The 24,687-nt window shown below is 65.5% G+C and carries 23 protein-coding genes and 1 tRNA gene; 9 read left to right on the top strand and 15 right to left on the bottom strand.

Annotation, left to right across the window (positions count from 1 at the left end):
• From V6E02_RS03045 to V6E02_RS03025, 5 genes are all read right to left on the bottom strand, one after another.
• Entirely contained in the window at positions 1–1,263 is a 1,263-nt protein-coding gene (locus V6E02_RS03045) for a hypothetical protein (protein ID WP_347307000.1), read from the bottom strand.
• Positions 1,263–2,367, bottom strand: a protein-coding gene (gene prfB / locus V6E02_RS03040) for a peptide chain release factor 2 (RefSeq protein ID WP_347306998.1) whose coding sequence is annotated in 2 segments (ribosomal slippage) — positions 1,263–2,285 and positions 2,287–2,367 — 1,104 coding nt in all. Because the reading frame shifts where the segments join, the coding sequence is not laid out codon by codon here. Before prfB ends, V6E02_RS03045 begins: the two co-directional genes overlap by 1 nt.
• A gap of 46 nt (positions 2,368–2,413) precedes the next feature.
• Positions 2,414–3,676, bottom strand: coding sequence for an MgtC/SapB family protein (locus tag V6E02_RS03035; RefSeq protein ID WP_347306996.1), 1,263 nt, complete (start codon positions 3,674–3,676; stop codon positions 2,414–2,416).
• 7 nt (positions 3,677–3,683) lie between these two features.
• Entirely contained in the window at positions 3,684–5,381 is a 1,698-nt protein-coding gene (gene recJ, locus V6E02_RS03030; RefSeq protein WP_347306994.1) for a single-stranded-DNA-specific exonuclease RecJ, read from the bottom strand.
• Positions 5,382–5,732: 351 nt separating this feature from the next.
• Positions 5,733–6,791 carry a hypothetical protein gene (locus tag V6E02_RS03025; protein WP_347306992.1) on the bottom strand — a complete coding sequence of 353 codons (1,059 nt, stop codon included), beginning with the start codon at positions 6,789–6,791 and terminating at the stop codon, positions 5,733–5,735.
• 54 nt (positions 6,792–6,845) lie between these two features.
• Here V6E02_RS03025 and V6E02_RS03020 point away from each other — a divergent pair, with 54 nt between their 5' ends.
• The gene (locus V6E02_RS03020; RefSeq protein WP_347306990.1) at positions 6,846–7,295 is read left to right on the top strand and encodes a SixA phosphatase family protein; all 450 of its coding nucleotides are present in this window, start codon (positions 6,846–6,848) and stop codon (positions 7,293–7,295) included.
• Between the two features lie 3 nt (positions 7,296–7,298).
• On the opposite strand, the gene V6E02_RS03015 is transcribed toward V6E02_RS03020, so the two are convergent.
• The 4 genes from V6E02_RS03015 to V6E02_RS03000 are packed head-to-tail and all read right to left on the bottom strand — an operon-like array spanning position 7,299 to position 11,798.
• Positions 7,299–8,081 carry an oxygen-binding di-iron domain-containing protein gene (locus V6E02_RS03015; protein WP_347306988.1) on the bottom strand — a complete coding sequence of 261 codons (783 nt, stop codon included), beginning with the start codon at positions 8,079–8,081 and terminating at the stop codon, positions 7,299–7,301.
• 13 nt (positions 8,082–8,094) lie between these two features.
• Positions 8,095–9,333, bottom strand: coding sequence for a methyl-accepting chemotaxis protein (locus V6E02_RS03010; protein WP_347306986.1), 1,239 nt, complete (start codon positions 9,331–9,333; stop codon positions 8,095–8,097).
• Positions 9,334–9,363: 30 nt separating this feature from the next.
• Positions 9,364–11,469 carry a putative bifunctional diguanylate cyclase/phosphodiesterase gene (locus tag V6E02_RS03005; protein WP_347306985.1) on the bottom strand — a complete coding sequence of 702 codons (2,106 nt, stop codon included), beginning with the start codon at positions 11,467–11,469 and terminating at the stop codon, positions 9,364–9,366.
• A complete protein-coding gene (locus V6E02_RS03000; RefSeq protein ID WP_347306983.1) occupies positions 11,466–11,798 on the bottom strand; it encodes a hypothetical protein in 333 nt (110 codons plus the stop codon). The genes V6E02_RS03005 and V6E02_RS03000 overlap by 4 nt, the downstream gene beginning before the upstream one ends.
• Positions 11,799–12,326: 528 nt before the next feature.
• On the opposite strand from V6E02_RS03000, the gene V6E02_RS02995 reads away from it, so the two are divergent.
• The gene (locus tag V6E02_RS02995; RefSeq protein ID WP_347306981.1) at positions 12,327–13,571 is read left to right on the top strand and encodes a lipoprotein-releasing ABC transporter permease subunit; all 1,245 of its coding nucleotides are present in this window, start codon (positions 12,327–12,329) and stop codon (positions 13,569–13,571) included.
• Positions 13,564–14,253 carry a lipoprotein-releasing ABC transporter ATP-binding protein LolD gene (gene lolD, locus V6E02_RS02990; RefSeq protein WP_347306979.1) on the top strand — a complete coding sequence of 230 codons (690 nt, stop codon included), beginning with the start codon at positions 13,564–13,566 and terminating at the stop codon, positions 14,251–14,253. Before V6E02_RS02995 ends, lolD begins: the two co-directional genes overlap by 8 nt.
• Positions 14,254–14,260: 7 nt before the next feature.
• Here the strand turns inward: lolD and V6E02_RS02985 are convergent, their stop codons facing one another.
• The 5 genes from V6E02_RS02985 to V6E02_RS02965 form a co-directional block, all read right to left on the bottom strand.
• A complete protein-coding gene (locus V6E02_RS02985) occupies positions 14,261–14,572 on the bottom strand; it encodes a hypothetical protein (RefSeq protein WP_347306977.1) in 312 nt (103 codons plus the stop codon).
• 68 nt (positions 14,573–14,640) lie between these two features.
• Positions 14,641–14,991, bottom strand: coding sequence for a hypothetical protein (locus V6E02_RS02980; RefSeq protein ID WP_347306975.1), 351 nt, complete (start codon positions 14,989–14,991; stop codon positions 14,641–14,643).
• A 25-nt stretch (positions 14,992–15,016) separates the two neighbouring features.
• Entirely contained in the window at positions 15,017–15,334 is a 318-nt protein-coding gene (locus V6E02_RS02975; RefSeq protein ID WP_347306973.1) for an AF1514 family protein, read from the bottom strand.
• 1 nt (position 15,335) lies between these two features.
• On the bottom strand, positions 15,336–15,875 hold the full coding sequence (locus V6E02_RS02970; RefSeq protein WP_347306972.1) for a glycine cleavage system transcriptional repressor: 540 nt from the start codon (positions 15,873–15,875) through the stop codon (positions 15,336–15,338).
• 63 nt (positions 15,876–15,938) lie between these two features.
• A complete protein-coding gene (locus V6E02_RS02965; protein WP_347306970.1) occupies positions 15,939–17,294 on the bottom strand; it encodes a cyclic 2,3-diphosphoglycerate synthase in 1,356 nt (451 codons plus the stop codon).
• 441 nt (positions 17,295–17,735) lie between these two features.
• On the opposite strand from V6E02_RS02965, the gene V6E02_RS02960 reads away from it, so the two are divergent.
• The 4 genes from V6E02_RS02960 to V6E02_RS02945 are packed head-to-tail and all read left to right on the top strand — an operon-like array spanning position 17,736 to position 22,105.
• Positions 17,736–18,293, top strand: coding sequence for a 2-oxoacid:acceptor oxidoreductase family protein (locus tag V6E02_RS02960; RefSeq protein WP_347306968.1), 558 nt, complete (start codon positions 17,736–17,738; stop codon positions 18,291–18,293).
• The gene (gene porA / locus V6E02_RS02955; RefSeq protein WP_347306966.1) at positions 18,277–19,446 is read left to right on the top strand and encodes a pyruvate ferredoxin oxidoreductase; all 1,170 of its coding nucleotides are present in this window, start codon (positions 18,277–18,279) and stop codon (positions 19,444–19,446) included. Before V6E02_RS02960 ends, porA begins: the two co-directional genes overlap by 17 nt.
• Positions 19,443–20,429 (top strand): thiamine pyrophosphate-dependent enzyme, encoded by a 987-nt coding sequence (locus tag V6E02_RS02950; protein WP_347306964.1) that lies wholly within the window; start codon positions 19,443–19,445, stop codon positions 20,427–20,429. The genes porA and V6E02_RS02950 overlap by 4 nt, the downstream gene beginning before the upstream one ends.
• Positions 20,420–22,105, top strand: a complete 1,686-nt coding sequence (locus V6E02_RS02945) for an FAD-dependent oxidoreductase (RefSeq protein WP_347306962.1) — start codon at positions 20,420–20,422, stop codon at positions 22,103–22,105. The genes V6E02_RS02950 and V6E02_RS02945 overlap by 10 nt, the downstream gene beginning before the upstream one ends.
• A 77-nt stretch (positions 22,106–22,182) precedes the next feature.
• On the opposite strand, the gene V6E02_RS02940 is transcribed toward V6E02_RS02945, so the two are convergent.
• Positions 22,183–22,255: transfer RNA gene (locus V6E02_RS02940), tRNA-Arg, on the bottom strand.
• A 101-nt stretch (positions 22,256–22,356) separates the two neighbouring features.
• On the opposite strand from V6E02_RS02940, the gene V6E02_RS02935 reads away from it, so the two are divergent.
• Positions 22,357–22,752 (top strand): TraR/DksA family transcriptional regulator, encoded by a 396-nt coding sequence (locus V6E02_RS02935; RefSeq protein ID WP_347306961.1) that lies wholly within the window; start codon positions 22,357–22,359, stop codon positions 22,750–22,752.
• A 68-nt stretch (positions 22,753–22,820) separates the two neighbouring features.
• Positions 22,821–24,641, top strand: coding sequence for a putative bifunctional diguanylate cyclase/phosphodiesterase (locus V6E02_RS02930; protein WP_347306959.1), 1,821 nt, complete (start codon positions 22,821–22,823; stop codon positions 24,639–24,641).
• The last annotated feature ends 46 nt before the right edge of the window (positions 24,642–24,687 follow it).

Here is a 24,687-nt window from a genome sequence, read left to right as displayed (position 1 = left end):
TCAGCTCGTTCTCTTCGTTGGTTCGATGCGGCCAGGCGTCATGGCCGCCACCTCGCCCCGTTGCACTGGGACCAGGGCATCGCCCTCTTCCCACACCACCGCTAGAGGCAGGCTAGCCAATGGCGCCAGTTCCGGATCCACGTTCTGCTCACCGAGGAAAGACAACAGCGATAGGCGATAGGAGGCGGCGCTGAAATCTTCCCCCACCACTGCATCGGTCAGGGGCAAGGCGTGTTCGGTTTGCGCCAAAAGCCGTGTTAGCGCCGCCAGATGGGGTGGCGGCTCGCGCGGGACCTCCGTGGTTTGCCGGACCTCGGTGGGCGGCGGCAGCACCGAGACGCGGCGGGTCTGTCGTGTGCGATCCAGGAATTCCTCGGTGTTGTCCAGCATCACGTCAGGCAGCACGAAGATCGGCTCCGGTACGATGGCGGGACCCGGGCTGGCCAGCGCCGCCAGCCGGTCCACGTCCAAGCCGCGCAGCCAGCCGGCCAGCTCCGAGGAGGTAAGGCCACCTTCCGACAGGTGCACGCGCTGGCGGGCGATGGCAGCCAGCTCGCGCTGGAACACACTGGCCATGCGCATCATGCGCGATTGTCGGCTGCCAATGTCCTGGGCCATGCGCCAGCTGGCATCGTCACTGAACCCATCCTCGGAGAGCGCGGCGATGATCTCGTTACCCTTTTCCATCCAGCGCCACACGGAAGCGAGCTTATTCTGGGCCGCACGCAGACGGAACTCCGAGCCCGAGGCCACGGCCTGGGTGAACTCTTCCTCCAGCTCCGCCAGCCGAGCCGCGAGATGGGCCAGGGTCTCGCTTAACAGGCGGCCGGTGGCGCCTCCCGCCGCCACCTGGGAGGCGAGGAAACCCAGCTCGCTACCTTCGTCGGTGGCGAAGGCGAGCAAGGTCGAAAGCGCCGAGAGCACCATGCGCCCCACCGGCGAGAGCTGATACAGGCGGCGCTCACCATCCCACACCAAAAGGTCGTGCTCGCGCAGGCGCTTGAGGACTGTGTCCAGCTTAATGGGGTCGATGAAGGCAAGATGGGTTTCCAGCTCTCGCGGGCTCCATTCCGGGGCCTCGGCGCGGGCACCGATTTCTCGGAGAACCGCCAGGCGCACCAGCACTTCCTCATCACCGCCCCGGAACAGGGCAACCAGCGCGCCGATCAGGCGGCGGCCGGCGAGCAGGGGAAACAGCGAGGGTACATCCCCCGCCTCGACGCCTGGCGCGAGAAAAGCCGACAGATCGAGCTTATCCTCCATCACACACCCTGTTTCAGGGCCGCCTCGATGAAGGCGTCCAAATCGCCGTCGAGCACCTTCTGTGTGTTGGAGATTTCCACGTTGGTGCGCAGGTCCTTGATGCGCGACTGGTCCAGCACGTAGGAACGGATTTGATGGCCCCAGCCCACGTCGGACTTGGCCGCTTCCAGCTTCTCCTGTTCCGCCTGGCGCTTGCGTAGCTCGAGCTCATAGAGGCGCGACTTGAGCATGGCCATGGCCTCGGCCTTGTTGCGGTGCTGGGAGCGATCGTTCTGGCATTGCACCACGATGCCAGTGGGAAGGTGGGTGATGCGCACCGCGGAATCGGTCTTGTTGATGTGCTGGCCGCCGGCGCCCGAGGCGCGGAAAGTGTCGATCTTGAGGTCTGCGGGATTGATGTCGATCTCGATGGACTCGTCCACCTCGGGATAGACGAATACGCTGGCGAAGGAGGTGTGACGGCCGCCGGCGGAATCGAACGGCGACTTGCGCACCAGCCGATGCACGCCGGTTTCCGTGCGCAAATAGCCGTAGGCGTAGTCGCCTTCCACCTTGATGGTGGCGGAACGGATACCCGCCACGTCGCCTTCGGTCTGTTCCAGGATTTCCGTCTTGAAGCCCTTGCGCTCGGCGTATTTCAGGTACTGCCGCAGCAGCATGGCGGCCCAGTCGCAGGCCTCGGTGCCGCCCGCCCCAGCCTGGATGTCGATGAAGCAGTTGTTGGGATCCATGGGGTTGGAGAACATGCGCCGGAATTCCAAATCGGCGACGGTCTGCTCCAGGCGGCGCGTGTCGGCGTCGAGGGCTTCCAGGGTGGCGTCGTCGTGCTCTGCGCGCGCCATTTCGAATAGCTCGCGGGCGTCACTGAGCTCGCGGTCAAGCTGGCTCAACGTGTGGACCACCGCCTCCAGGCTGCGCCGCTCGCGGCCCAGGGCTTCGGCGAGCTTGGGGTCGGTCCAGGCGTTGGGGTCTTCCAACTGTTGGGCGACTTCGGCCAGGCGGGTTTGCTTGCCGTCGAAGTCAAAGATACCTCCGTAATTCGGCGGTGCGCTGGGCAAGATCGGCAAGCCGGTGCGCGAGGAGATTGAGGCGTTCCGCTTCCATGGCGTGTGCTCCGAAAAAGCCGTAATTCTATCGCGAAGCGCCTGGCTTACGCGACGATCAGGCCGGCCAGCGACCCGAAGCCGGTGGCAAGAAGTGGTGCCAGGCAGCGCAGGCCCAGCGCCCGCCCGCCCACGGCAAAAGCCAGACCCAGCTTGACGAGGAGGTTGGCGAGGAAGCCCACCAGGATCACCCGCGCCACTTCCGCCGCCTCGAGGCTGCCCAGGTTGAACAGGCGCAGGCTGGAAAGGGTGATGGCATCCACGTCCGTGATTCCCGCCACCGCCGCCACGCCATAGAGTCCTGCGAGGTTGCCGCGTGCGGCTACCAGGCTTGCCACGAACAGGATCAGCGCATAGAGCACGCCAAACGCCAGCGCCGTGCGCAGTTCGGTGGGGTTGGCGGTTTCTGGTAGGGGCAGGTTTGCCGCGGGCGCCGAGCGCTGCCATTGCAAGGCGGTGATCAGAAGGCCCAGTGTGAAGCCACCGCCCAGTACGGGCAGCAACGCAGGCAGGGCGGCGCAAGCGACGGCAGCGGCGAGTAGCGCGAGACGGACTAGCACCACCAGATTGGCCAGGGCGATCACGGTGGCGGCGATGGGCACCATCTCGATGTGGGCGCGGCCATGCCGTGCATAGACCAGCGTGGTGGCGGTGCTGGATACCAGCCCGCCGAGAAAACCCAAAAGCAGGGTGCCATAGCGTTGGCCCAGGACGCGCAAGGCCACGTAACCGGCGAGACTGATGCCGGAAATGAGCACCACCATAAGCCAGGTCTGGTGCGGATTGAAGGCGTGGTAAGGGCCGAAGTCGCGGTCCGGCAGCACGGGTAGGATGACGAAGGAGAGCACCGCGAACTGCAGTATGGACACCAAATCGCGCCGCGTCAGCCGCCTTGCGATGCCCTGCATCTCCGGCTTGAGATAGAGCAGGACGGTGGTGACGATGGCGAGCATGATGGAAAGCTCCCGCTCGCCTTGCCACACCAGCGCGCCCAGGACGTAACTCACCAGCAGGGCTGCCTCGGTGGTGGTGCCCGGTTCGGTTTCTGGCGGAGTCTCGCCTAGATAGGCGGTGACGATGGTGGCGGCCACGGCGGCGAAGCCCACTACCAGAAGCCACGGCGAGCCGATTTGTTGCGAGAGCATGGCGCATAGCGTGCCCAGCAGCGAAGTGAGGGCGAAGGTGCGCAGCCCTGCCTTGGCGCGAGGGTTGCGTTCCCGCTCCAGACCGATGAGTAGGCCCAGCCCCAGACTCACCAAAAACGGGAAGATCGCATGGAAGGGGGAATCCGGGGCGAAGAAGCTGTCCATGGTGCGGTCACGCGGCCTGCCAGTGTTCCAGGATCAGTTGCAGGCTCTCGGTGCCATTGTAGTGGTTGACGTCCAGGCGGTAGACCGCCTCGATTTCCTCGGGCAGCGTCTCGGCGCGGAAGAACAGCATGGCCTCGAACCGGCGGCCTGCGCGCGCGAGGGTGAGCTTAGTGTGCGTCTCACCGACGATGCGCTGGGCTTGCACCTGAAAACGGTCGAAGAAAGTGGGCTGGGGGAAGCCTTGTCCCCATACCTCGTCGCCGAGCCGGCGCGCCAGCTTTAGACTCGCTTCTTCCGGCGGGAGGCTGCCATCGGTCTCCAGGGTGCGCGTGAGCTGGTGGGGCGGAATGAGTTCCCGCGCTACGGTCTCGAAGGCGTGGGCAAAGCGGGGAAAATCGACTGCTGCGATGGAGAGTCCTGCGGCCATGGCGTGGCCACCGAATTTCCTGAGCAAAGTGGGATGCCGCTTGGCCACCAGATCCAACGCATCGCGCAGGTGGAAGCCGGCGATGGAGCGGCCGGAACCCTTGAGCTCGCCCTCAACGCCCGGGGCGAAGGCAATCGCCGGGCGGTGAAACTTTTCCTTGAGGCGGGAGGCCAGAATGCCGATCACGCCCTGGTGCCAGCTGGGGTCGAATAAGACCAGGCTGTGGTTGTCGTCCACCTGGATCTGCTCCAGGGCGGCGAGCGCCGTATCCTGCATGTCCGCCTCGATCTCGCGCCGTTCCCGGTTGAGGGTATCCAGCTGCTGGGCGAGCAACAGGGCGCGTGCCGCATCGTCCGTGGTGAGCAGCTCAATGCCCAGGGACATGTCGGTGAGGCGGCCTGCCGCATTGAGGCGCGGGCCGAGCACGAAGCCAAGATCCCAAGGCGCGGCGCGACTGGGGGCGCGTTGCGCGACACGGAACAGGGCATCGATGCCGACACAGGCAGCGCCTTTGCGTATGCGGCTTAGGCCTTCGCGCACCAGCCGACGGTTGTTGTCGTCCAGCTTCACCACGTCCGCCACCGTGCCCAATGCCACCAGGTCCAGCAGGCGACCCAGGTTGGGTTCACTACCCAAAGCAAAGGCACCCCGCTTGCGCAGTTCGGCGCGCAGGGCCAGCATCACGTAGAAAATCACCCCCACGCCGGCCAGGTGCTTGCTGGGGAAACCGCAGCCAGGCTGATTGGGATTGACGATCACCGCCGCATCCGGCAGATCGCCACCGGCGGCGGGCAGATGGTGGTCGGTGATGAACACCTCCATGCCGAGCCGCTTGGCTTGCGCCACGCCAGCGTGGCTGGCGATGCCATTGTCCACCGTGATCAGGATGTCGGGCGCGCGCTGCGCGGCCAGACGCACGATCTCGGGCGTGAGGCCATAGCCGTATTCGAAGCGGTTTGGCACCAGGTAATCCACTTGGGCGCCGAAGGCGCGCAGGGCCCGCAGGGCCACGGCGCAGGCGGTGGCGCCGTCGGCATCGTAATCGGCGATGATCAGGAGGCGCTTTCCTTCCGCGATGGCATCGGCTAACCGGCGCGCCATTTCAGCGGCGTGGGTGAGCGCCTGGGGCGGTAGCAGGCGCTCGGGTGCGGGTTCCAGTTGACTGACGTCCTCAATGCCGCGCGCCGCATACAGGCGCGCGAGGAGAGGCGGCAAACCGTGGCGGCAAAGACGTTGGACGACATGGGGCGGCGCCTCGCGCACGGTGATGCGGGTCATCGCGCGATTATCCCAGATAATCCAGGCTACGGATGATGCCGGCGGGTGGGGGCTTCCTTGTCGTCATGGCGGCCGAGCGCGTTGTGCCGGAATCCGGGCAGCGGTGGGGGACTCAGACTGGATTCCCGCTTGGGCAAGAATAGACTCTCTCGGTGAGAGCCCCTTCCACAGTGGCTTTGCGACCAGGCTTGTGGGAGCTATTGAGCGTTACGTAAGTCGTTGACAGGCTGCGTCAGTCAAACGTCATTCCCGCGAAAGCGGGAATCCAGGGTATTCCTCGCCATGTTCCTGGGTCCCCGCTTTCGCGGGGACGACACAAAGGTGTCACCTACTTACGTAATGCTCAATAATTTAGCGGCGATCCGGGGCGGCGATCCGGGGCGCAGCCTTGGCGTAATGACTCAAGGGACGAACGCGCCGCCAGAATTTCCAGCGGGCTTGACCCGTGAGCGTGAATTCCATGCTGTGGCATGCATCCAGGGCGAGCAGGCATAGAGAGGTTAGGCGCCCCTTGCGAAAGGCATGGGCCAGCGGCGCAAACCATTTCTCTTCCAGCCTGCGCAGACTGCGGCGCCAGGCATCGGCGTCGCCGTATGCCGCCGGTGCGCGTAGGGCATCCAGCACCACCAGGTGGCTATCTGCCACCTCGATTACGCTGCGGGCATCACGCGGCAATGCCGAGTGGGGCATGTGCGTGGCGCGTGCCAGCCCCTGGGCCAGCAAGTCGTCCGCCCACAGGCGACCATTCGGTCGAATCGGAACCGTGGGCAGTCGCCCGCCTCCCCAAGCCCAGACGCTGTTGACCGTGGGCCGGCCGGCCGCTTCCCGCGTTTGATTCAAGGGATGAGAAAAAAGCAGCATCTGGATTTCGTTCACCAGGCGCATGAGACGCCGCGCCTGCTCGCCGCGGGGCAGATGGTCGTTGATGGCGCGACCGGCGACTTCCATCAGCGCCGCGTTCTCCACGACCAGGGGCGTGGCGAAGCGGGCATACCAGCGATCCGGGCGGATGTGGTGGAAGCTCACCCCTTCGCCGGCGAAATGACGGTTGAGCGCGTTAAGCCACTGTTCGGCTTCTGCGCGCGAGATGCCGAGGGCTTCCGGTCCGGTGAGCAAGACCTGGTCCTGGTGGGCCGCGAGATGCACCGGGTCCACACATAGCCACCATGCCTCACCGGGATCACCGTGTTCCGCCAGCAGGCTCAAGGGGGCCGCGGGTAGGTTGCGTTCCCAGGACAGTCCGAAACGGGCGCCCAGCCAATTTTCCAGCGAGGTTCCCGGCATGCTGCGGCGCTTGCCGCGCGCCAGGAGGAAGGCGAGATCGGGGGCGTGCAGGTCAAGATAGACGTCGGTGAGCGCGCCTTGCGGTCTGGGCGGAATGAGATCCGGAATCACCAGTGTCAGCTGCATGCGCTAAATGTAACATCGCATTGTTACATTACCCCCTAAAGCGGAGGGCATGAATTGGATTTAATCCTGTGGCGCCACGCGGAAGCCGAAGACGGCCTACCGGACAAGAGTCGCAAACTCACCGCCAAAGGCGAAAAACAGGCGCGGGCGATGGCCGCCTGGCTCAAGTCTCGCCTGCCGCGGGAGACGCAAATCCTGTCGAGCCCCGCTAAGCGCGCATTGCAGACCGCGAGTGCCTTGGTCGAAAAGCCGCAGATCGTGCCGGCCCTGGACGTGGGGGCAAGCGCGGCCGCAGTGCTGGCCGCGGCGGGCTGGCCGGACAACGGGACGGTGGTCGTGGTGGGTCACCAACCCACCCTGGGGCGGGTGGCCGCGCTGTTACTGGCGGGCGAAGAGCAGGACTGGTCGGTGAAGAAGGGTGCCATTTGGTGGTTCAGCAACCGGGTGCGCGGCGGCGAGGCGCAGACGGTGCTGCGGGCGGTGATGGCCCCGGACCTGTTGTGAAACTCAAGCCGGCACGCGATAGGTCTCCGGGCCCATGAGGTCGATGCCGCAGGGCAGCTGTTCGAACCAGTCGAGGAAGCGTTTCACCATGGCCTTGCCCCGCAGGGGCGGGCCGTGTTGGGGCACCAGCCATTCCACGTCGAGCCCGCGCACCATCTTCACCCAGCCGCGCGCGGCGCGGTTGGAGACCATGATGCGCTGGTGGAAGGGCTGCATGTAGGGAATGTGGGCGTCGAAATCCTCCACGGGGTGTGCCGCATCGGCGGTGGCCACCATGGCTGCGCCCACGTCCCCCGAAAACAGGATCTTCGCCACGGGGTCGTAAAAGTGGAAATTGCCCTCGGCGTGGAGGAAGTGCGCCGGCAGCGCCACGATCTCGCTTTTTCCCAGGGGGATGCGCATGCCCTCGTCGGGAATCGCCACGATGCGCCCTGCCGTGTTGCCCACGCTGCAGAAGTGCGGCACGAAGCGGGCCCACAGCCTGGAGATGTAAATCTTGCAGTCCGTGTGCACCATCCACTTGTTGGCCGAGGCCACGATGTCCGGATCGGCGTGGGAGGCCAGCACATAGGCCAGCCGGCGCGGCGGGAAGTAGGCATGCATGGCCATGAACAGGCTGTTGTAGGTCATGTTGCCGCCGGGGTCGATGAGCGCACCCATGTGATCGTCCACGATCAGGAACTGGTTGCTCTGCACCGCACAGTGATCCACCGCACACTCGTCTTGCACCAGATCGGTGAAGGCGAGCGCGATGTGCTTGCCGTCGTTGTAGAGTTCGGTCGCCATATTCGATCCCCTGTCATGCGATTCGGAAGCGTGCCACCAGCCGGGCGGCCTTGGCCGCGCAGTCGGCGAGCCCTGAGGCTGAGGTGCTGGTGTCCTGGGTACTGGATGCAAGGTGGGCGGTAGCTTCGCGCATGCGCGCAAGTTGCGTGTCGATGGCGCGGGTGGCACCCAGCTGGTCGGCTACGGCCTGCCCCATGGCGGCAACCGCCTCGAGCACCTGCTCTTGGGCCGCGCTGATTTTGCGCGTGCCGGCCACGGCTTGCGTGGAGCGGGCCACGCTGGCCCGAACGGTTTGCGCGCTTTTCTCCATGATGACCACTGCCTCCTGGGTCGCGGCTTGTACCTGGCCAACCAGGCCCCCGATTTCGCCGCTGGACGCGCTGGTACGTTCGGCGAGTTTGCGCACTTCGTCCGCCACCACTGCAAACCCCCTTCCGTGCTCGCCGGCACGGGCCGCCTCGATGGCAGCGTTGAGGGCGAGCAGGTTGGTCTGGTCGGAGAGCTCACGGATGATGGTGACGAAGCGGCTGATGTCATCGGTCAGTTTGCGCAGCCCCTGCAGGGTGGCGGCGGCATGGGCGACCTGCTCCGCCATGGTCTGGGTTTCGGCCGCGGTGGTGACGATCAGTTCTCCGGCCCGATCGGCCCCTTGGGTGGACTGGATGGCGAGCCCCCGTGCCTGATCGGTGCGGGAAGCGATCTCTTCCAGGCGCTGGGTGAGCAGACAGACCGATTGGGTCACCCCGTTCGCCTGCGTGACCAGATCGGCGATGACCCGTGTATCGTTGGCGGCAGACGTCTTGAGCCCCGTGGCGCTGCGCGAAAGCAGATCGATCTGGGCACCCGTTTCCCCCACGAGGGCGCGAAGTTGATCGCGCATGGAAGCAATGTGGGATGCCAGGCGTGTCAACTCATCCTGTCCGCCCACATCGATCCGGCAGGTAAGATCGCCCTGGGCGATGGTGTCCGCGGCTTCCATGGCTTCCTTGAGGCCCGCCCGCAGCCGCCGCAAAGCGGACAAGCCGATGCCCGTGCCGGCCACGGCCGCGACGACGGCCAGGATGCCGAAGGCCAGCCGGGCCTGGGTCTGGATCTTAGTCAGGCCGGGCAGAAGGGAAGGGGCGCTTTGGGCGGCCAGCATCACCGTGTGATCGAGGGCCAGCCAGCCCACGCCGATGGCGATGTAGAACACCAGGGTGGCGAAAGCCGCCCAGAGCCAGAGGCGTTGCTGCAGGGTCAGATGGGTTTGCATGGCGCGTTCTCCTGGATGACGTAGAGCATTTCAAGCTGTCAGTGCCTGGCCGCGCAGATGCCGAATCAGTTCGTCCGCGGCCATGGGTTGGGCAAACAGATAGCCTTGAGCGAACTGGCAGCCCAGCTCCAATAGAATCTGCCGCTGGCTTTCCCGCTCCACCCCTTCCGCGACGACTTCCATCTGCAGGCTGTCGGCCATGCGCAGCATGGCTTCCACCAGTCTGCGGTTCGCGGCGCTGTGTTCCAGCCCGGCGATGAATTGCATGTCGATCTTGAGGCGATCCACGGCGAAGCGCATGAGATAGGCCAGGTTCGAATAGCCACTGCCGAAGTCGTCCACCGCCAAGCCGAAGCCGGCATCCCGCAGCGCGCGGAGCATGTGGGTCTGCGTGCCTTCGTCTTCCATGAGGCTGGATTCGGTCAGTTCCACCTCGATCCGGTCGGGCAATATCTCCAGGTGGCGGAGGGCATCGGTCAGCAGACGGAGAAATCTGTCGTCATGGAGATTGTGGGGGGAGACGTTCAACGCGAAGCGCACGTGCTCATCGCTCAAGGCAGCGAGCAGGCGTTCGGCATCGGCGATGAAGGTTTCTATTAGCCAGCTCCCGAATGCCGGCGCCAGACCCGTCTGCTCCACCACGGGAATGAAACGGGCGGGACTGATGGGGCCGAGCTGGGGGTGGATCCAACGGGCCAGGGCCTCCACGCCCGTGATGCGCCCGTCGGCAAGCCGCACCTGCGGTTGCCAGGCCAGATGTAGTCCCGCTCCGGATTCGAGGGCGGCGCGCAAGGCGGTTTCCAGTTCCAGGTTTTCCTTGGCGCGGCGCCCCATGCCGGCTTCGTAGCGGGCCCAGCCCGGGCCGGACGCCGCCTTGGCGTGATAGAGGGCGGTATCGGCATGGCGCAGCAGGGTCTCGGCGTCGGTGCCGTCCTCCGGAAAGTAGGCGATGCCCAGACTGGCCTCGACCCGCAGCTCATGGCCCTCTACCAGGATGGGACGGCGCACGGCATCCAGGATCTTGGGCGCGATCTTTTTGATGCTGGCCGTGTCCGGTTGCTCGCACAACAGCAGGGTGAACTCATCGCCTCCCATGCGGGCGACGGTGTCGGTCTCCCGCACCAGATCCTCGAGGCGCCGACCCACCTGTTTCAGCAGTTCATCGCCCGCACCGTGTCCCAGGCTGTCGTTGACGTTCTTGAAGCGATCCAGATCGAGCAACACCACCGCGAAGCGGCCCCCGTTGCGGCTGGCCTGCCCGACGGCGGCCGCAAGGCGCTCCCGCAGCAAAGCCCGGTTGGCCAGACCGGTGAGGGGATCATGGAAAGCCAGCTCATAGAGTTGACGCTGAATCAGGCGGTCATCGCTGATGTCCGAGAACACCCCCACGTAGCGGTAGGGCCTGCCTTCCTTGTCGCGTATGGTGTCGATGTGCAGGTATTCCGGGTAGATTTCGCCGTTCTTGCGCCGATTCCAGATTTCCCCGCTCCAGTGGCCGGTGTCCTTGAGCTGCTGCCAGAGGGCGCGGTAGAACTCGGCATCGTGTCTGCCCGAGGCTAGCACGTGGGGCGACTTGCCCTGCACTTCTTCCAGCGTATAGCCGGTGGTCTCGACGAAGGCGCGGTTGACATAGAGGATGCGGGCATCGGCATCCGTCACCATGATGCCCTCGCTGGTGGTGTCGAACACGGCGGTGGCCATGCGGTGATGCACCAGCTCCTCTTCCAGCACCTGCACCGCGCAGGCCAGGCGCTCCCGGGCGACGCGCTCCCGTTGGGCCAGGCACCGGAACAGACTGCTGGCGGAGACCACCCCCAGAAACCGGCCTTGTGTATCGATGACCGGCAGACAGTCATAGCGGCCGTGTTCGAGCTGGGCGAGGGCCTCTTCCAGGGGCGTGTCGCCAGCCAGCGCCGGTGGCTGGCGCGTCGCGGTCAATAGATCGGCGAAGATGCGATTGGGAAAGAGCGCCGCCTGGCGCGCCAGCACGACGCCCAGATAGCGGTCGTTATCGAAAACCGCGAGTACCTGGGCCCGCTTCTCCGGCGCGAGGTCGCAGTAACGTGCCTCGGGGCCGACCCGGGCACAGTCGTTTGCGAGACAGTCGCAAACCCGAGGGTCGTCGCGGTGGATCATAGCCGGTTGATCTCGATATGGGTGCTCACCTCGAGGCGCAGATGGATGATCTCATCGGCTGCCATGAAGGGCTTGATGTTGCGCAGCACCACCGCCACCAGTTCCCCTTCGTCCAGCTTGCGCAGGATGGCTTCCCGGATCAGGATGCCGCTCACCACGTCGTCCTCCACCGCCAGGTGGCGGTAGGCGGTGGTGCTCAGCAGCGCGAGCGCCCGGCTCATGGCCAGCGGCCCGATGGGGGATCGCGCGCCCATCACCAGTCCATCCTCGATGGGCGGCAGCAGAAACTCGGAGATCGTCAGGCTTATGCTATGTGTATGATTGTCCATGGGTTACCCTCGGTGCGCCGGCCGCTAGGCGATAACGGGACCGCATTGTCCTGATAATGTTAGCGGCTGTCAAAGGCCGGACTAGAGCTTTCGCCAAGGCGGGGCGGTTCCTTCGTCCCCTCGCTGGTGGGGCGAGCGGGCTGGGGTGAGGCAACGATCCTGGCGCAACGCTTCTTATTGAGCGTTACGTAAGTCGTTGGCAGGCTGCGTAACTCAAACGTCATTCCCGCGAAAGCGGGAATCCAGGGTATTTCTCGCCATGTTGCTGGGTCCCCGCTTTCGCGGGGACGACACAAAGGTGTCACCTATTCACGTAATGCTCAATAAATCATCGGGCGGTGGCTTGCCATGAAAGTCGGCGCGATTGGCTCGCCCCTAAGCTTCGCAACGCAATGGGCCACTCCCAAACGCCTCCACTGAGGGGCGTTGCCAGTGATTCGTATAAGGCTCACTCTGCCGCAGCGAAACAACAAAGAGGCTGGCCAGCGCACAGGCCCTGTGGCACACTCCCGCCCCGTGTCTCGCCCCATGCCACCTTACGAACTCTTCGTCGGCCTGCGCTACATGCGCGCCAAGCGCCGAAACCATTTCATCTCCTTCATTTCGCTCATCTCCACGCTGGGGATCGCGCTGGGGATCGTGGTGCTCATCACCGTGCTGTCGGTGATGAATGGCTTTCAGGAGGAATTGCGTTCGCGCATCCTGGGTGTCGCCTCGCACGTGGAAATCTCCGCCTTCGCAGGGCCGCTCGAAGATTGGCGGGAAGTCATCCGCCAGGCGCAAACCCACCCTCGGGTGCAGGGCGCGGCCCCTTACATCATGGCTCAGGGCATGCTGTCCTACGACCAGGCGGTGCAGGGCGCAGTCATCCGCGGCATCGAGCCAAAGGAGGAGGACACGGTGGCGGACATCGGCCGCCACATGAAACGGGGTCGGCTTACCGATCTCAAGCCTGGTGGTTTCGGCATCGTGCTCGGCATCGAACTCGCCCAGGCTCTGGGGGTGCGCGTGGGGGATAAGTTGACGGTGATCGCGCCCCAGGGCACTGTGACCCCCGCTGGCATTTTGCCGCGCCTCAAGCAGTTCACGGTGGTGGGCATCTTCGAGGTGGACATGAACGTCTATGACTCGGGGCTGGCCCTCATCCACATCCAGGATGCCGCGCGCCTTTATCGCATGGGGGATGCGGTGTCCGGCGTGCGGCTGAAGCTCGCCGACCTGTTCGCCGCGCCCGAGGTGAGCCGGGAGCTCGCCGCCCAGTTGCCGGGCAATTTGCTCATTCGCGACTGGACCCAGCAGAACGCCAATTTCTTCCGCGCCATCCAGATGGAAAAGCGGGTGATGTTCGTGATCATGTTCTTCATCGTCGCGGTGGCTGCCTTCAACATCGTCTCCACCCTGGTGATGGTGGTCACCGACAAGCAGGCAGACATCGCCATCCTGCGCACCCTGGGTGCGACACCGGCCAGCATCATGAAGATCTTCATCGTCCAGGGAACGCTAATCGGCCTCATCGGCACCGTTGCCGGCGTGGTGGGGGGTGTTCTGCTCGCCTCCCACATCGACGTGGTGGTGCCCGCCATCGAACGCCTGTTCGGCGTGCATTTTCTCGCCAAGGACGTGTACTACATCTCGGAACTGCCCTCGCAGGTGCAGGCCACCGACGTCATTTCCATCGGCGTGGTATCGTTCCTGCTTTCGCTGCTGGCGACCCTCTACCCTTCCTGGCGCGCGGCGCGCACCCATCCGGCGGAGGCGCTGCGCTATGAGTGAAGCGCGTGCGCCCGTGCTCACCTGCCGGGGCCTGGCCAAGTCCTACTGGCAGGGGCGAGTGGAGGTGCCGGTGCTCATGGATGTGAATCTCGAGGTGGGGCGGGGTGAGCGGGTGGCCATCGTTGGCGCATCGGGCTCCGGCAAGAGCACGCTTCTGCATTTGTTGGGCGGGCTGGATACGGCCGACCGGGGCGAGGTGCGCATCCTTGGCCGCGACATGCAGGCCTTGAGCGACACCGAACGGGGCCGGCTGCGCAACGAGGCGTTGGGCTTCGTCTATCAGTTCCACCATCTTTTGCCGGAATTCACCGCCCTGGAGAACGTGATGATGCCGCTTCTGATTCGGCGGCAAAGCTCCGCCACGGCGCGTGCGGCGGCTCAGGACATGCTCGCCCGCGTGGGGCTTTCGCACCGCCTGGGACACAAGCCGGGGGAATTGTCGGGCGGCGAGCGTCAGCGAGCGGCGGTAGCGCGGGCGCTGGTGACCCAGCCCGCCTGCGTGCTGGCGGACGAGCCCACTGGTAACCTGGACCGCAAGACCGCGGCTGCGGTGTTCGATTTGATGCTGAGCCTGAACGAGACCCTGGGCACCAGCTTCGTCATCGTCACCCACGACCCCCAGCTCGCGGCCCGGGCGCAGCGGGTGCTGGCCCTGGAAGACGGGATACTGAAGCCGGCTTGAACCCAGCTCATGCCCGGCCCACGTTGCTGTCGGTGGGGCTGTGGTAGTAGTCGCTTTCCTCCGCGAACTCGCGGATTTCTTCCTGCAAAAGCTTCATGCGCTGTTCCGCCGTTGCCACTTCCGCGCAGGATTCGCAATAGGGGTCCGGGCAGGGCTGGTGGGCGTAGAGCCAGTACTGGATGGCACCGGCGAGAAGGCCGGAGGCCACGTCCCACGGATCCGCGTCGCGGTTCTGGTCCATCAGGCGGTTGCCGAGATCCACCACCGCCGCGGCCGCGTCGTCGAACAGGGAAGGCTCGTTTTCAGGACTGTCCATCATGGGCATGGTCTTCCACGGAAGCGATCGGAAACGCGCCATTTTACGCCCAAGCCCGCGCAGTTGCACGGTCAGTCCTTGCCGAACAGCTCGTCCAGGGGATTGGGGCGGGTAGGCGCCGGACTCGCGGCGCCAAACAGGGCATCGAGCGCGGCGCGCGCGGCGGCTGTATCTGGTCGTGGCGTGAAAGCCCCGAGGCGGGGCTGGAAATAGCCACAGAAATTGGCTTGGTCCTTGTCGCGCACTTCTTCCGCCACCGGCTCCAGGCACTGGCGCGCTGCGCTGGGGTCATAGAAACGGCACATGCGGCACGTGTGGAGCGGCGCGCGACAGGCGGGGCATTGCGCCAAGCGCGAGAGGGGCAGCGGCAGGTCGTCGAGGGCAGCGCCGCATCTTACGCAGACCAGCGTGTCTTCCGGCATGGCGAGGCGTGGTCAGGCGGCCTGCTCAAGCCGCGTCACGGTAAAAAAACACGAAACGGCCATGGTCGAAATCGATCTTGAGACGCGCGCCGCGCGCCAGGGCATAGTCCACATAACCCGGCACCGCTGAATCCTGGTGGCATTCCGAGATGTGCTGAGGCGCTTCGAAATCCCGGTCGCGGTCATACCAGGATAGCAGCATGGGCTCGGCGAGCCGACGCGCCGCTTCCGCGTTGGCGCGCGCCAGCGCAACGCGGTAATCGGCGGCGCCCGTCAGAGACACCACCTCGACGCTGGTCAGGTCGGGCGGCGTGCGCAGAGGGCAGGCGGGAGCGTCGGTCATGTCAGCTGCGCGAGGGCTCGAAGGTGGCGTCCAGGTTGAGATCGTCGCAGTAATCGAAGAAGTCCGCGCGCAGGGTGGGGATGTGCGTGCTGGCGGGCACGCCCACCTCCATGTGGACCGAGAACATGCGCGTGCCGGTATGGGGCGCAGGATAGGTGTCGGTGGACAGTTCCTCGATGTTGATGCCATGGCCGGCGAAGAAGCGGGCCAGCTTGTGCACGATGCCCGGATGGTCGAGCGCCACCACTTCCACGTGATAGGGCAGGGTGGGTTGGCGGCGTTCCCGCTCCCGCGTGCGCTTGTGGGTGATGGTGAGGCCCAGTTGGCGGCCCAGGCCATCCAACTGGCTTTCCAGTTTGGAGAGGGCGTTCCATGGTCCGGACACCAGCATCAGGATGGCGAACTGGCCACCCAGCACGGTCATGCGGCTGTCCTCGATGTTGCAGCCGGTTTCGGTGATCTTCGCGGAAAAGGCTTCCACCAGACCCACCTTGTCGTCGCCGGCGGCGGTGATCACGAGATAGTCATTGCTGGCTTGCATGGGACAGATACCGATATGGGAGATGGGGCTATGTTACTGCGTGGTCCCGGCGCTGGCGAGAGTTCACAGGGCGGCGCGCGCGGCCAGGTCGGCAAGCCACTGGCGTATCACGTCACCGAGCGTGGGCTGGCCACGATCGGCATATTCGTAGCGCACGCGGCACACTGGCCGGCTTATCCGCATGATGCGGGTGAGATCCACGGGGGTGGCGATGAGCACGCTATCGCAGTCGGTGGCGGCGATGGTCGCTTCCAACTCTTCGATTTGCTGCATGCCATAGCCCAGCGCGGGCAGCACCGGCCCCAGATGGGGATACTGGGCGAAGGCTGTGCGGATGCTGCCTACCGCGTAGGGACGCGCATCCACCAGCTCGGCGGCACCGAGGCGGCGAGCCGCCAGCGTGCCCGCGCCATAGGCCATGCCGCCATGGGTGAGGGTAGGGCCGTCCTCCACCACCAGTACCCGCTGGCCGCGCACATGCTGGGGTGCATCGGCGCTGATGGGCATGGCCGATTCAATGACGATGGCGGCGGGGTTGTTACGGCGAATGCTAGCGCGCACCGCCTCGAGCTGTTCGCTTTGGGCGGTATCGGTCTTGGTGATTACCACCACCTGGGCGCGCAGCAGGTTGGCTTCCCCAGGGAAATGGCTCCGTTCGTGGCCCGCGCGGTGGGGATCCACCAGCACGATGTCCAGGTCCGGGGTGATCAGGGGTAGATCGTTGTTGCCCCCGTCCCAGACGATGACGTCGGCTTCGGCTTCGGCAAGCGCCAGTACCCGGGTGTAATCCACCCCGGCGTAGATGCCGTGGCCGGCTGCCAGGTGCGGCTCGTACTCCTCCATTTCCTCGATGGTGCAGTGCTGGCGCGAAAGATCCGCGAGCTTGGCAAAACGCTGCGCCGCCTGGACCACGAGGTCACCGTAGGCCATGGGGTGACGCACGATGCCGGGGCGCAGTCCCGCCGCATCCAGCAAGGCGGCCACATGACGCGCCACCGGACTCTTGCCGCAGCCAGTGCGCACCGCGGTGATGCTGATCACGGGCTTGCTGCTGCAAAGCATGGTCTGGCGCGGTGCCAGCAGGCGAAAGCCCGCACCCAAGGCCTGTACACGGGCAGCCACATGCATCACGTGCTCATGGGAGACGTCGCTGTAGGAGAACACCACTTCGTCGATGGCAGCCTCGCGTATTAGCCGCGGCAGCTCTACTTCATCCACGATGGCAATGCCATCGGGATAAAGGCTGCCAGCGAGGGCCGCGGGATAGACGCGGCCAGCGAGATCCGGAATCTGGGTGGCGGTGAAGGCCACCACCTCGTATTGCGGGTGGTCTCGGAAGACGGTGTTGAAGTTGTGGAAATCACGCCCCCCCGCCCCCATGATGAGGACGCGGGTGCGACGGCCGTTGTCAGCATTCATCACCCCATTGTGGAGCAAGGGGCAAGACCGCGCCAGTGCCTACCGGAGCCGCCATGGCCAAGAGCGCCGTCATAAACCAAACGACCGCCCGACGCCTGTTGCGGTGCGTCTGCCCGAGCCCCTGCCAAGCATGCGGCGCAACCAAAGCCGGCTCGCCAGCTGCGGGCGCGGAACCAGCCGGTGAGATAAGGCGCTGCGGGATGCGGGCTTCACCGCTTGCGTGCGTCGCCCCGCAACTGGGCGTGATGGCGCGCATAGCGGGCGCCGGCCGGATAGAGCGCATAGCACCGTGCAAGGCGGCCACGGCGGTCATTGCAGGAAGCCCTCCAGCACCAGAAAGCCACGCTCGGCGAGGGCGACGGCGATTGCTTCAGCACTGCGAGGGAAATCGATATCGCTCATGCGGTTGTTGCGTTGACACAACCATGGCACGATTGTCCCATGATTGAACTGCGCATCCATGGGCGCGGCGGCCAAGGCAACGTGGTGGCGGCCTATCTCATCGCCACCGCCGCCATCCTCGAAGGCTGGCATGCCCAGGCGTTTCCGGCTTTTGGCGCGGAGCGCCGCGGCGCGCCGGTGACGGCCTTCGTGCGCATCGCGCGCGATCCCTTCCGCCGGCGCAATCAAATCGTGCATCCGGATTTTCTCATCATCCAGGATCCCGCGCTGCTGCACGTGCCAGGCGTGCTGGATGGGCTTAAGTCCACTGGCGCGGTGGTCTTGGATGGCAACCGGGTGCCTGAAGGCGTGGAGGCCGTGGCACTGCCCGCTACCCGGCTTGCCAAGGCCTACCTGGGCCGTCCGGTGCCCAACACCGCGCTGGCCGCAGCGTTCTTCAGCCTCACTGGGTTTTTGCCCTTGTCCGCCTTAAGGCATGCTCTGGCGGCCCGCTTCAAGGGGCCAGTGCTGGAAAAAAATCTGCGTCTGATCGAGGCAGCGGCTGCCCAGGTGGAGGCAGGCCGCTGGCGGGAGCGCGTCCATGCGGCTGCCGCTTGAAGGTTCCCAGGCCATCGCGCGTGCAGTGGTGGCGGCGCGCGCCCAGGTGGTGGCGGCCTATCCCATCACGCCCCAGACCCACATCGTCGAACACATCGCCAAGCTCGTCGCCGACGGTGAGGCGACCTGCGAGCTGGTGAGTGTGGAATCCGAGTTTTCCGCGGCCTCCGTGGTGCTGGGGGCGGCCGTGGCGGGCTCGCGCGCCTATACCGCCACTGCCTCCCAGGGTCTCCTGCTCATGGGCGAGGTTCTCTACAACATCGCCGGCCTGCGCGTGCCCTTGGTGATGACGGTGGCCAACCGGGCGGTCTCCGCGCCGCTGTCCATCTGGAACGACCAGCAGGATTCCATGGCCATGCGCGATGCGGGCTGGGTGCAGCTCTATTGCAGCGACAACCAGGAGGCAGTGGACACGACGCTGCAGGCCTTCCGCATCGCGGAAACCCTAGAAGTGCCGGTGATGGTGTGCGTAGATGGCTTCACCCTGACCCACACCCTGGAGGCCATCGACCTGCCGGCGCAGGAACAGGTGGACCATTTCTTGCCTCCCTATCGCTTTGCGCGCACGCTCAATCCCCGCAACCCCTTAAGTTTCGGCACACTGGTGGCGCCCGAATACTACGCAGAGATGCGGCAACTGCATCACCAGGCGCTACTTGACGCCCTGGAGCTGATCCCCGCGGTGGACGCGGCCTGGCAAGAAGTGAGCGGTCGCAGCTGCGGCGGCCTGCTGCGCGTGGAAGGTGATCCCGCGGCGCGCACCGGCGTGCTCACCCTCGGTTCCATTTTCGGCACGCTGGCCGACGCGGTGGCGATCGATCCCGCCTGTGGGCCGGTGCGGCTGATGCACTTGCGCAGCTTTCGCCCCTTTCCGGCGGCGGCGTTGCGCGCGGCGTGTGCGGGACTCGAGCGCCTGGTGGTGCTGGAGCGGGCGATCTCCCCAGGCGCTTCAGGCATCGTCACCGCCGAAGTGCGCGCGGCGCTGGCGGAATTGCTTAAGCCGCCTTGTGTGCATGGCTTCGCCGTGGGGCTGGGGGGGCGCGACGTGCCGCTGGATCTACTGCCGCGTCTGCTGGCCAGCCTGCCCGAGACGCCCGGGCCTTTCCGCATCTTCGATCTCGATCCAGACAAACTGCCGCAGGAGGCACTATGAATGGGCAGACCATCTCCATCGAGGCGCTGCGCAGCCAGCAGCCTCGCTATGCCGGTCTTACCGCGGGCCACCGTGCTTGCCTCGGCTGTGGCCAGGCGCTGGCGGCACGCCTGGTCACCGAGGCGGCGGGCCCCGACGTGATTGTCGCCAACGCCACCGGCTGCCTGGAGATCTTCACCACGCCTTGGCCCGAGTCGGCCTGGCGGCTGCCCTGGCTACATTCCCTGTTCGAGAACACGGGCGCGGTGGCGGCGGGCATGGAGGCGGCCCTCAAAGCCCAGGGCAAATCCACGAAGGTGCTCGCCTTCGGTGGCGATGGCGGCACCTTCGACATCGGCTTCCAGGCCTTGTCGGGAATGCTGGAGCGGGGACACGAGGTGCTCTATGTCTGCTATGACAACGAGGCCTACATGAATACGGGCATCCAGCGTTCCAGCTCCACGCCCCACGCCGCCGCCACCACCACCTCGCCCGCCGGCCGCGCACGCATGGGCAAGCGCCATCTCAAGAAGGACATCCTCGCCATCATCGCCGCCCATCACATTCCCTATGCGGCCACGGCTTCGGTGGCTTACCCCGCCGACGTGCGCAAGAAGGTGCGGCGCGCCCTGGCGGTGCCGGGGCCGAGTTTCCTGCTGGTTCATTCGCCCTGTCCCCTGGGCTGGGGGCATGATGGCGCGCTGTCCATCGAGGTGGCGCGTCTGGCGGTGGAGACCGGGCTGTTCCCCTTGGTGGAAATGGAGCGGGGCTCCCTGGTGGGCGTGTTGCCCCTGCGCGCACCCAAGCCGGTGAGGGATTACCTCGCGCTGCAAGGACGCTTCGCCCACCTGTTCGCCGACGACCCCCGGGCGCGCGAGGAGCTTGCCCACTTGCAGGCCCTGGCCGATGCCAACATCGAGCGCTACGGCCTGCGCGCAGGCGGTGCTGGTCTGGATACGGAAAGCGCCGACACCGTGCGGCGAGGAGGGGGCCAATGGGCGTGAAGGTCACGCCGGGCGGCTTCGCCGCGCCGGGCACTGCCATGGGCTTTCGCACCGGTACGTGGCGCATCCAACGTCCCGAGCATGTGCACGGCATCGCGCCCTGCCACCACGCCTGCCTCGCCGGTGAGGATCCTCAGGCCTGGATCGCCAGCCTGGCCGAGGGGGATGTGGCGGGTGCCTGGCAACGTCTGATCGCTGCCAACCCCCTGCCTGCCAGCACCGGCCGGGTCTGCCCCCATCCCTGCGAGACCGCGTGTAATCGCGGTGGCTACGACGCCCCCCTCAACGTGCACGGCCTGGAACGCTGGCTAGGGGATGCGGCACTCGCCGCGGGTTGGGCCTGTCCCGCGCCCGCCATTGGCCGGGACGTGCCAGCGGTGGCGGTGGTGGGCGCGGGGCCGGCTGGGTTGTCCTGCGCCTGGCAGCTTTTGCGGCGGGGCATTCGTCCGGTGCTGCTAGAGGCGCTCAACCAGGCGGGTGGCGTGCCGCGCACGGCGATTCCGCCTTACCGCCTGCCACGCGCGGTGTTGGACGGCGAAATCGAGCGGCTGCTGGCCACGGGCATCGAGTTTAGGCCGCACCAGCGCCTGGGGCGCGATTTTTCGCTGGAGGAACTGGAAACAGACTTCGCCGCCGTGTTCCTCGCGGTGGGCACGCAGAAGAGCCGCCCCTACAGTGTGGAAGGGGTCGTGCCACGGGATCTGCGCTTCGGCTTAGACCTTTTGCGCCACTGGATCGCGGAAGGTGCGGTGCCGGTCATGGATAGCGTGGCCATCATCGGCGGAGGCAACACCGCGGTGGACGTGGCCCGCATCCTGAAACGCGCCGGGGTGCGCGAGGTGCATCTCATCACCCACGAGCGCATGCCCCATGCCCAAGTGCCCGACTATGAACGCATGCGTGCCGCGCCGGACGAGATCGTCCAGGCCCTGGAAGAAGGCGTGCTGATCCACGAGAACCGCATGGTGCGTCGTCTCATCCTCCGTGGCGAACGGGTAGTAGGCGTGGAGATCGTGCATGCCCGCAAACTCAAGGAAGGCGAGCGGGTGCGCGTGCAAGCCTTCGAGGGCACGGAATCCGTGCTCAAGGTGGACCAAGTGATTCCCGCTATCGGCCAAGTGGTAAACGAGGAGGGGCTGGCGCAGTTGCTGGGCCAGCGGGAATTCTTGCGGGTAGAGGCCGATGGGCGCGTGCCCGGCACCAGCCGCATCTTCGCCGGCGGCGACTGTCGGCCGGGGCTGGGCACGGTGGCGGGTGCCATCTTCGACGGCGCGCGCGCGGCGGCGGCCATCGCCGATCTGCTGGGACGCCACGAGACCCGGCCCCAGCGCGGCGCGGTGGTCGGCCTCGATCGGCTCAATCTCCATTACTTCGATCACGCACCCCGCCAGGAACCGCCGGTGTTGCCCGTGTCCGAGCGTGCCGGCGACCGGGAAGTGCAAGGTGGTCTCGACCAACAGGCCGCCCACGCCGAGGCTTTGCGCTGCTTTTCCTGCGGCAACTGCATGGCCTGCGACAACTGTTTCACCCTCTGTCCGGACAATGCCGTGCTGAAGACGCGCGCGCCCCTCACCGATGGTTCCCATTACGTATTCGACTATGACTACTGCAAGGGGTGCGGCTTGTGCGCCCACGAGTGTCCGGTGGGCTACATCGCGATGGTGGAAGAAGAGTGACGTTCCGCAAAGAAAGCTGCCGCGCGACCGATTGCGCCGCAAATGGAGTGGATGCGATCGAGCAGCGAAAGGCAAAGCGCCCCGAACACGAATCGAACGTGTGACCTACCCCTTAGGAGGGGGTTGCTCTATCCACTGAGCTACCGGGGCGGGGCGGCGTATTGTAGCCCAAAAGATCAGGACGTTTGGTTGAAATTCGCCGCCATTGGGCCGACAATGAAGCCGGTTTTTCGAACAGTCTGGAATCGATCATGTCCGTGCTCACCAAAAAAGAACTGCAAACTCTGGAAAAGCGCCTGCAGGAGGAGTACCAGCGCGTGCTGGAGGCAGTGCGCGACGAATTGGAGCGCTCTGGCCAACAGCAGTACATCGAGCTCGCGGGTCGGGTGACCGATACTGGCGATGAATCCGTGGCCGACATGCTCGCCGACTTGAATGCCGCCATGATCGACCGCCATGTGCGCGAGTTGCGCGAGCTGGAAGCAGCGCGGGCGCGTCTGGCGCAGGGTAGCTACGGGGTGTGCGTGGACTGCGGCGCGCCCGTGGGCTACGAGCGCCTCAAGGCCAATCCGGCGGCGGCGCGTTGTTTCGTCTGCCAGACCAAGCGCGACCAGCTCTATGCCCATGAGGGCCGGCCCAAGTTGTAGCGACGGGGCGCTGGCCGAGCCGAGCTGAAGGCGCCAGGGGAAGTGCGGTCACAACGGAGGGAGGCGTTGTGTTTGCAGGTGAGGTGGTCGCCCTGAAGGCGATCAAGGCCGCGGTGGTGACCACCATCGGCCTGGCGCTATTCTGGGTGAGCCGGCGCGAGCCCGACCTGGCCCGGCATCCCGGCTGGGGCATGCTGCTTGCCGGCTTGTGGATCGTGCTGTTGGGCGATCTAATCAATCTGGCCTGGGGCGAGGCCGGGCACTCCCTGTGGCGAGCGCCCTTCCCGGAAGGGGTGGAGGTCGTCCGCTACACCGCCTGGGTCACGGGCAATCTGCTGCTGGCGTTGGGCTTTTGGCGCTGGCTGCCCCTGGTGCGCCAGCTGAAAGAGACCCGTAACGCCCTGAGCGCGGCCAACGAAGCGCTGGAGCGAGCGGTGGCGGCGCGCACCGCCGAACTTGAGCAGGTCAACGAGCGGCTGCGTCACGATCTCGAACAACGCAAGCGCACCGAGCGCGCAATGCGCCACATGGCGCATCACGACGCGCTCACCGGTCTGCCCAATCGCACCCTTTTCCGCGACCGCCTCACCCATGCCATGGCCCAGGCCGACCGCTATCAACAAAAGCTGGCGGTGATGTTCCTGGATCTCGATCGCTTCAAGGCCATCAACGACACTCTTGGCCACAACGTGGGCGACCAGCTGCTGCGCGTCGTCGCGGACCGCTTACGCAGCTGCGTGCGCGACTGTGATACCGTGGCGCGCCTCGGTGGTGACGAGTTCACCGTGATCGTGGAGGACGTGGCCGACCGGGACACGGCGGCCGTGGTGGCACAAAAGATTCTCGATACCTTCAGCCAGGCTTTCTACCTCGGTGGGCACGAGGTGTTCGTCACGCCCAGCGTGGGCATCACCCTCTATCCGGACGACGGCGAACATCTGGATCATCTACTGCGTAACGCCGATTCGGCCATGTACCGGGCCAAGCAACACGGTCGCAACAACTTCCAGTTCTATTCTCCGGAAATTAATCAGCGGGCACGCGAGCGGCTGCTTTTGGAAAATGCGCTGCGCCGGGCCCTGGGGCGCGAAGAGTTCGTGCTGCACTATCAGCCACGCGTGGATCTCAGGACCGGCCGGGTGATCGGCGCGGAGGCGTTGTTGCGCTGGCGCCATCCGGACTTGGGGCTGGTGCCGCCTGGCGAGTTCGTGGCCATCCTGGAGGAAACCGGCATCATTATCCAGGTGGGGGAATGGGTGCTGCGTGAGGCGTGCCGCCAGAACCGTTCCTGGCAGGATCTGGGACTGCCGCCGGTGCGCATGGCAGTGAATCTCTCGGCGCGCCAGTTCATGCAAAAGGACCTGGCCGGCATGGTGGGGCTCACCCTGGCCGAGACCAGGCTTGCGCCTGAATGGCTCGAGCTGGAAATCACCGAGGAGGTGTTGCTGGAACACAATGCCGCCAATGCCTCCACGCTGGAGCGTTTGCGCGACCTGGGCGTGCACATCGCCATCGACGATTTCGGTACGGGCTACTCCTCGCTCTCCTATCTCAAGCGCCTGCCCATCCACACTCTGAAAATCGACCAGAGCTTCGTGCGCGACATCACCTTGGATTCGGACGGAGCCGCCATCGTTTCCGCTATCATCGCCATGGCCTGCAACCTGCGCCTCAACGTGCTGGCCGAGGGGGTGGAAACGGAGGCTCAGTTGAGCTTCCTACGTGCCCAAGGCTGCAACGAGATTCAAGGCTATTCTTTCAGCTATCCGCTTCCCGCGCAGGAATTCGAGCGGCTCCTGCGCGACGGGCGCAGCATGCACGTGCTGCAGGGCCTGGCGGGCTATTACGTGAACCTGCTGCCCTTCGGCAATCCTGCGGCCCGTCACTGAGTCTCTGTCCTCCGCCTATAACTTTCGGCATATGGCCATCGGCAAA

Origin of the sequence: Thiobacter sp. AK1, from assembly GCF_039822265.1 — a bacterium.
In the GTDB taxonomy this organism is placed as follows: domain Bacteria; phylum Pseudomonadota; class Gammaproteobacteria; order Burkholderiales; family Thiobacteraceae; genus Thiobacter; species Thiobacter aerophilum.
Note: the sequence above shows the minus strand (reverse complement) of the source record. Positions and strands in the feature narration are given on the sequence as shown.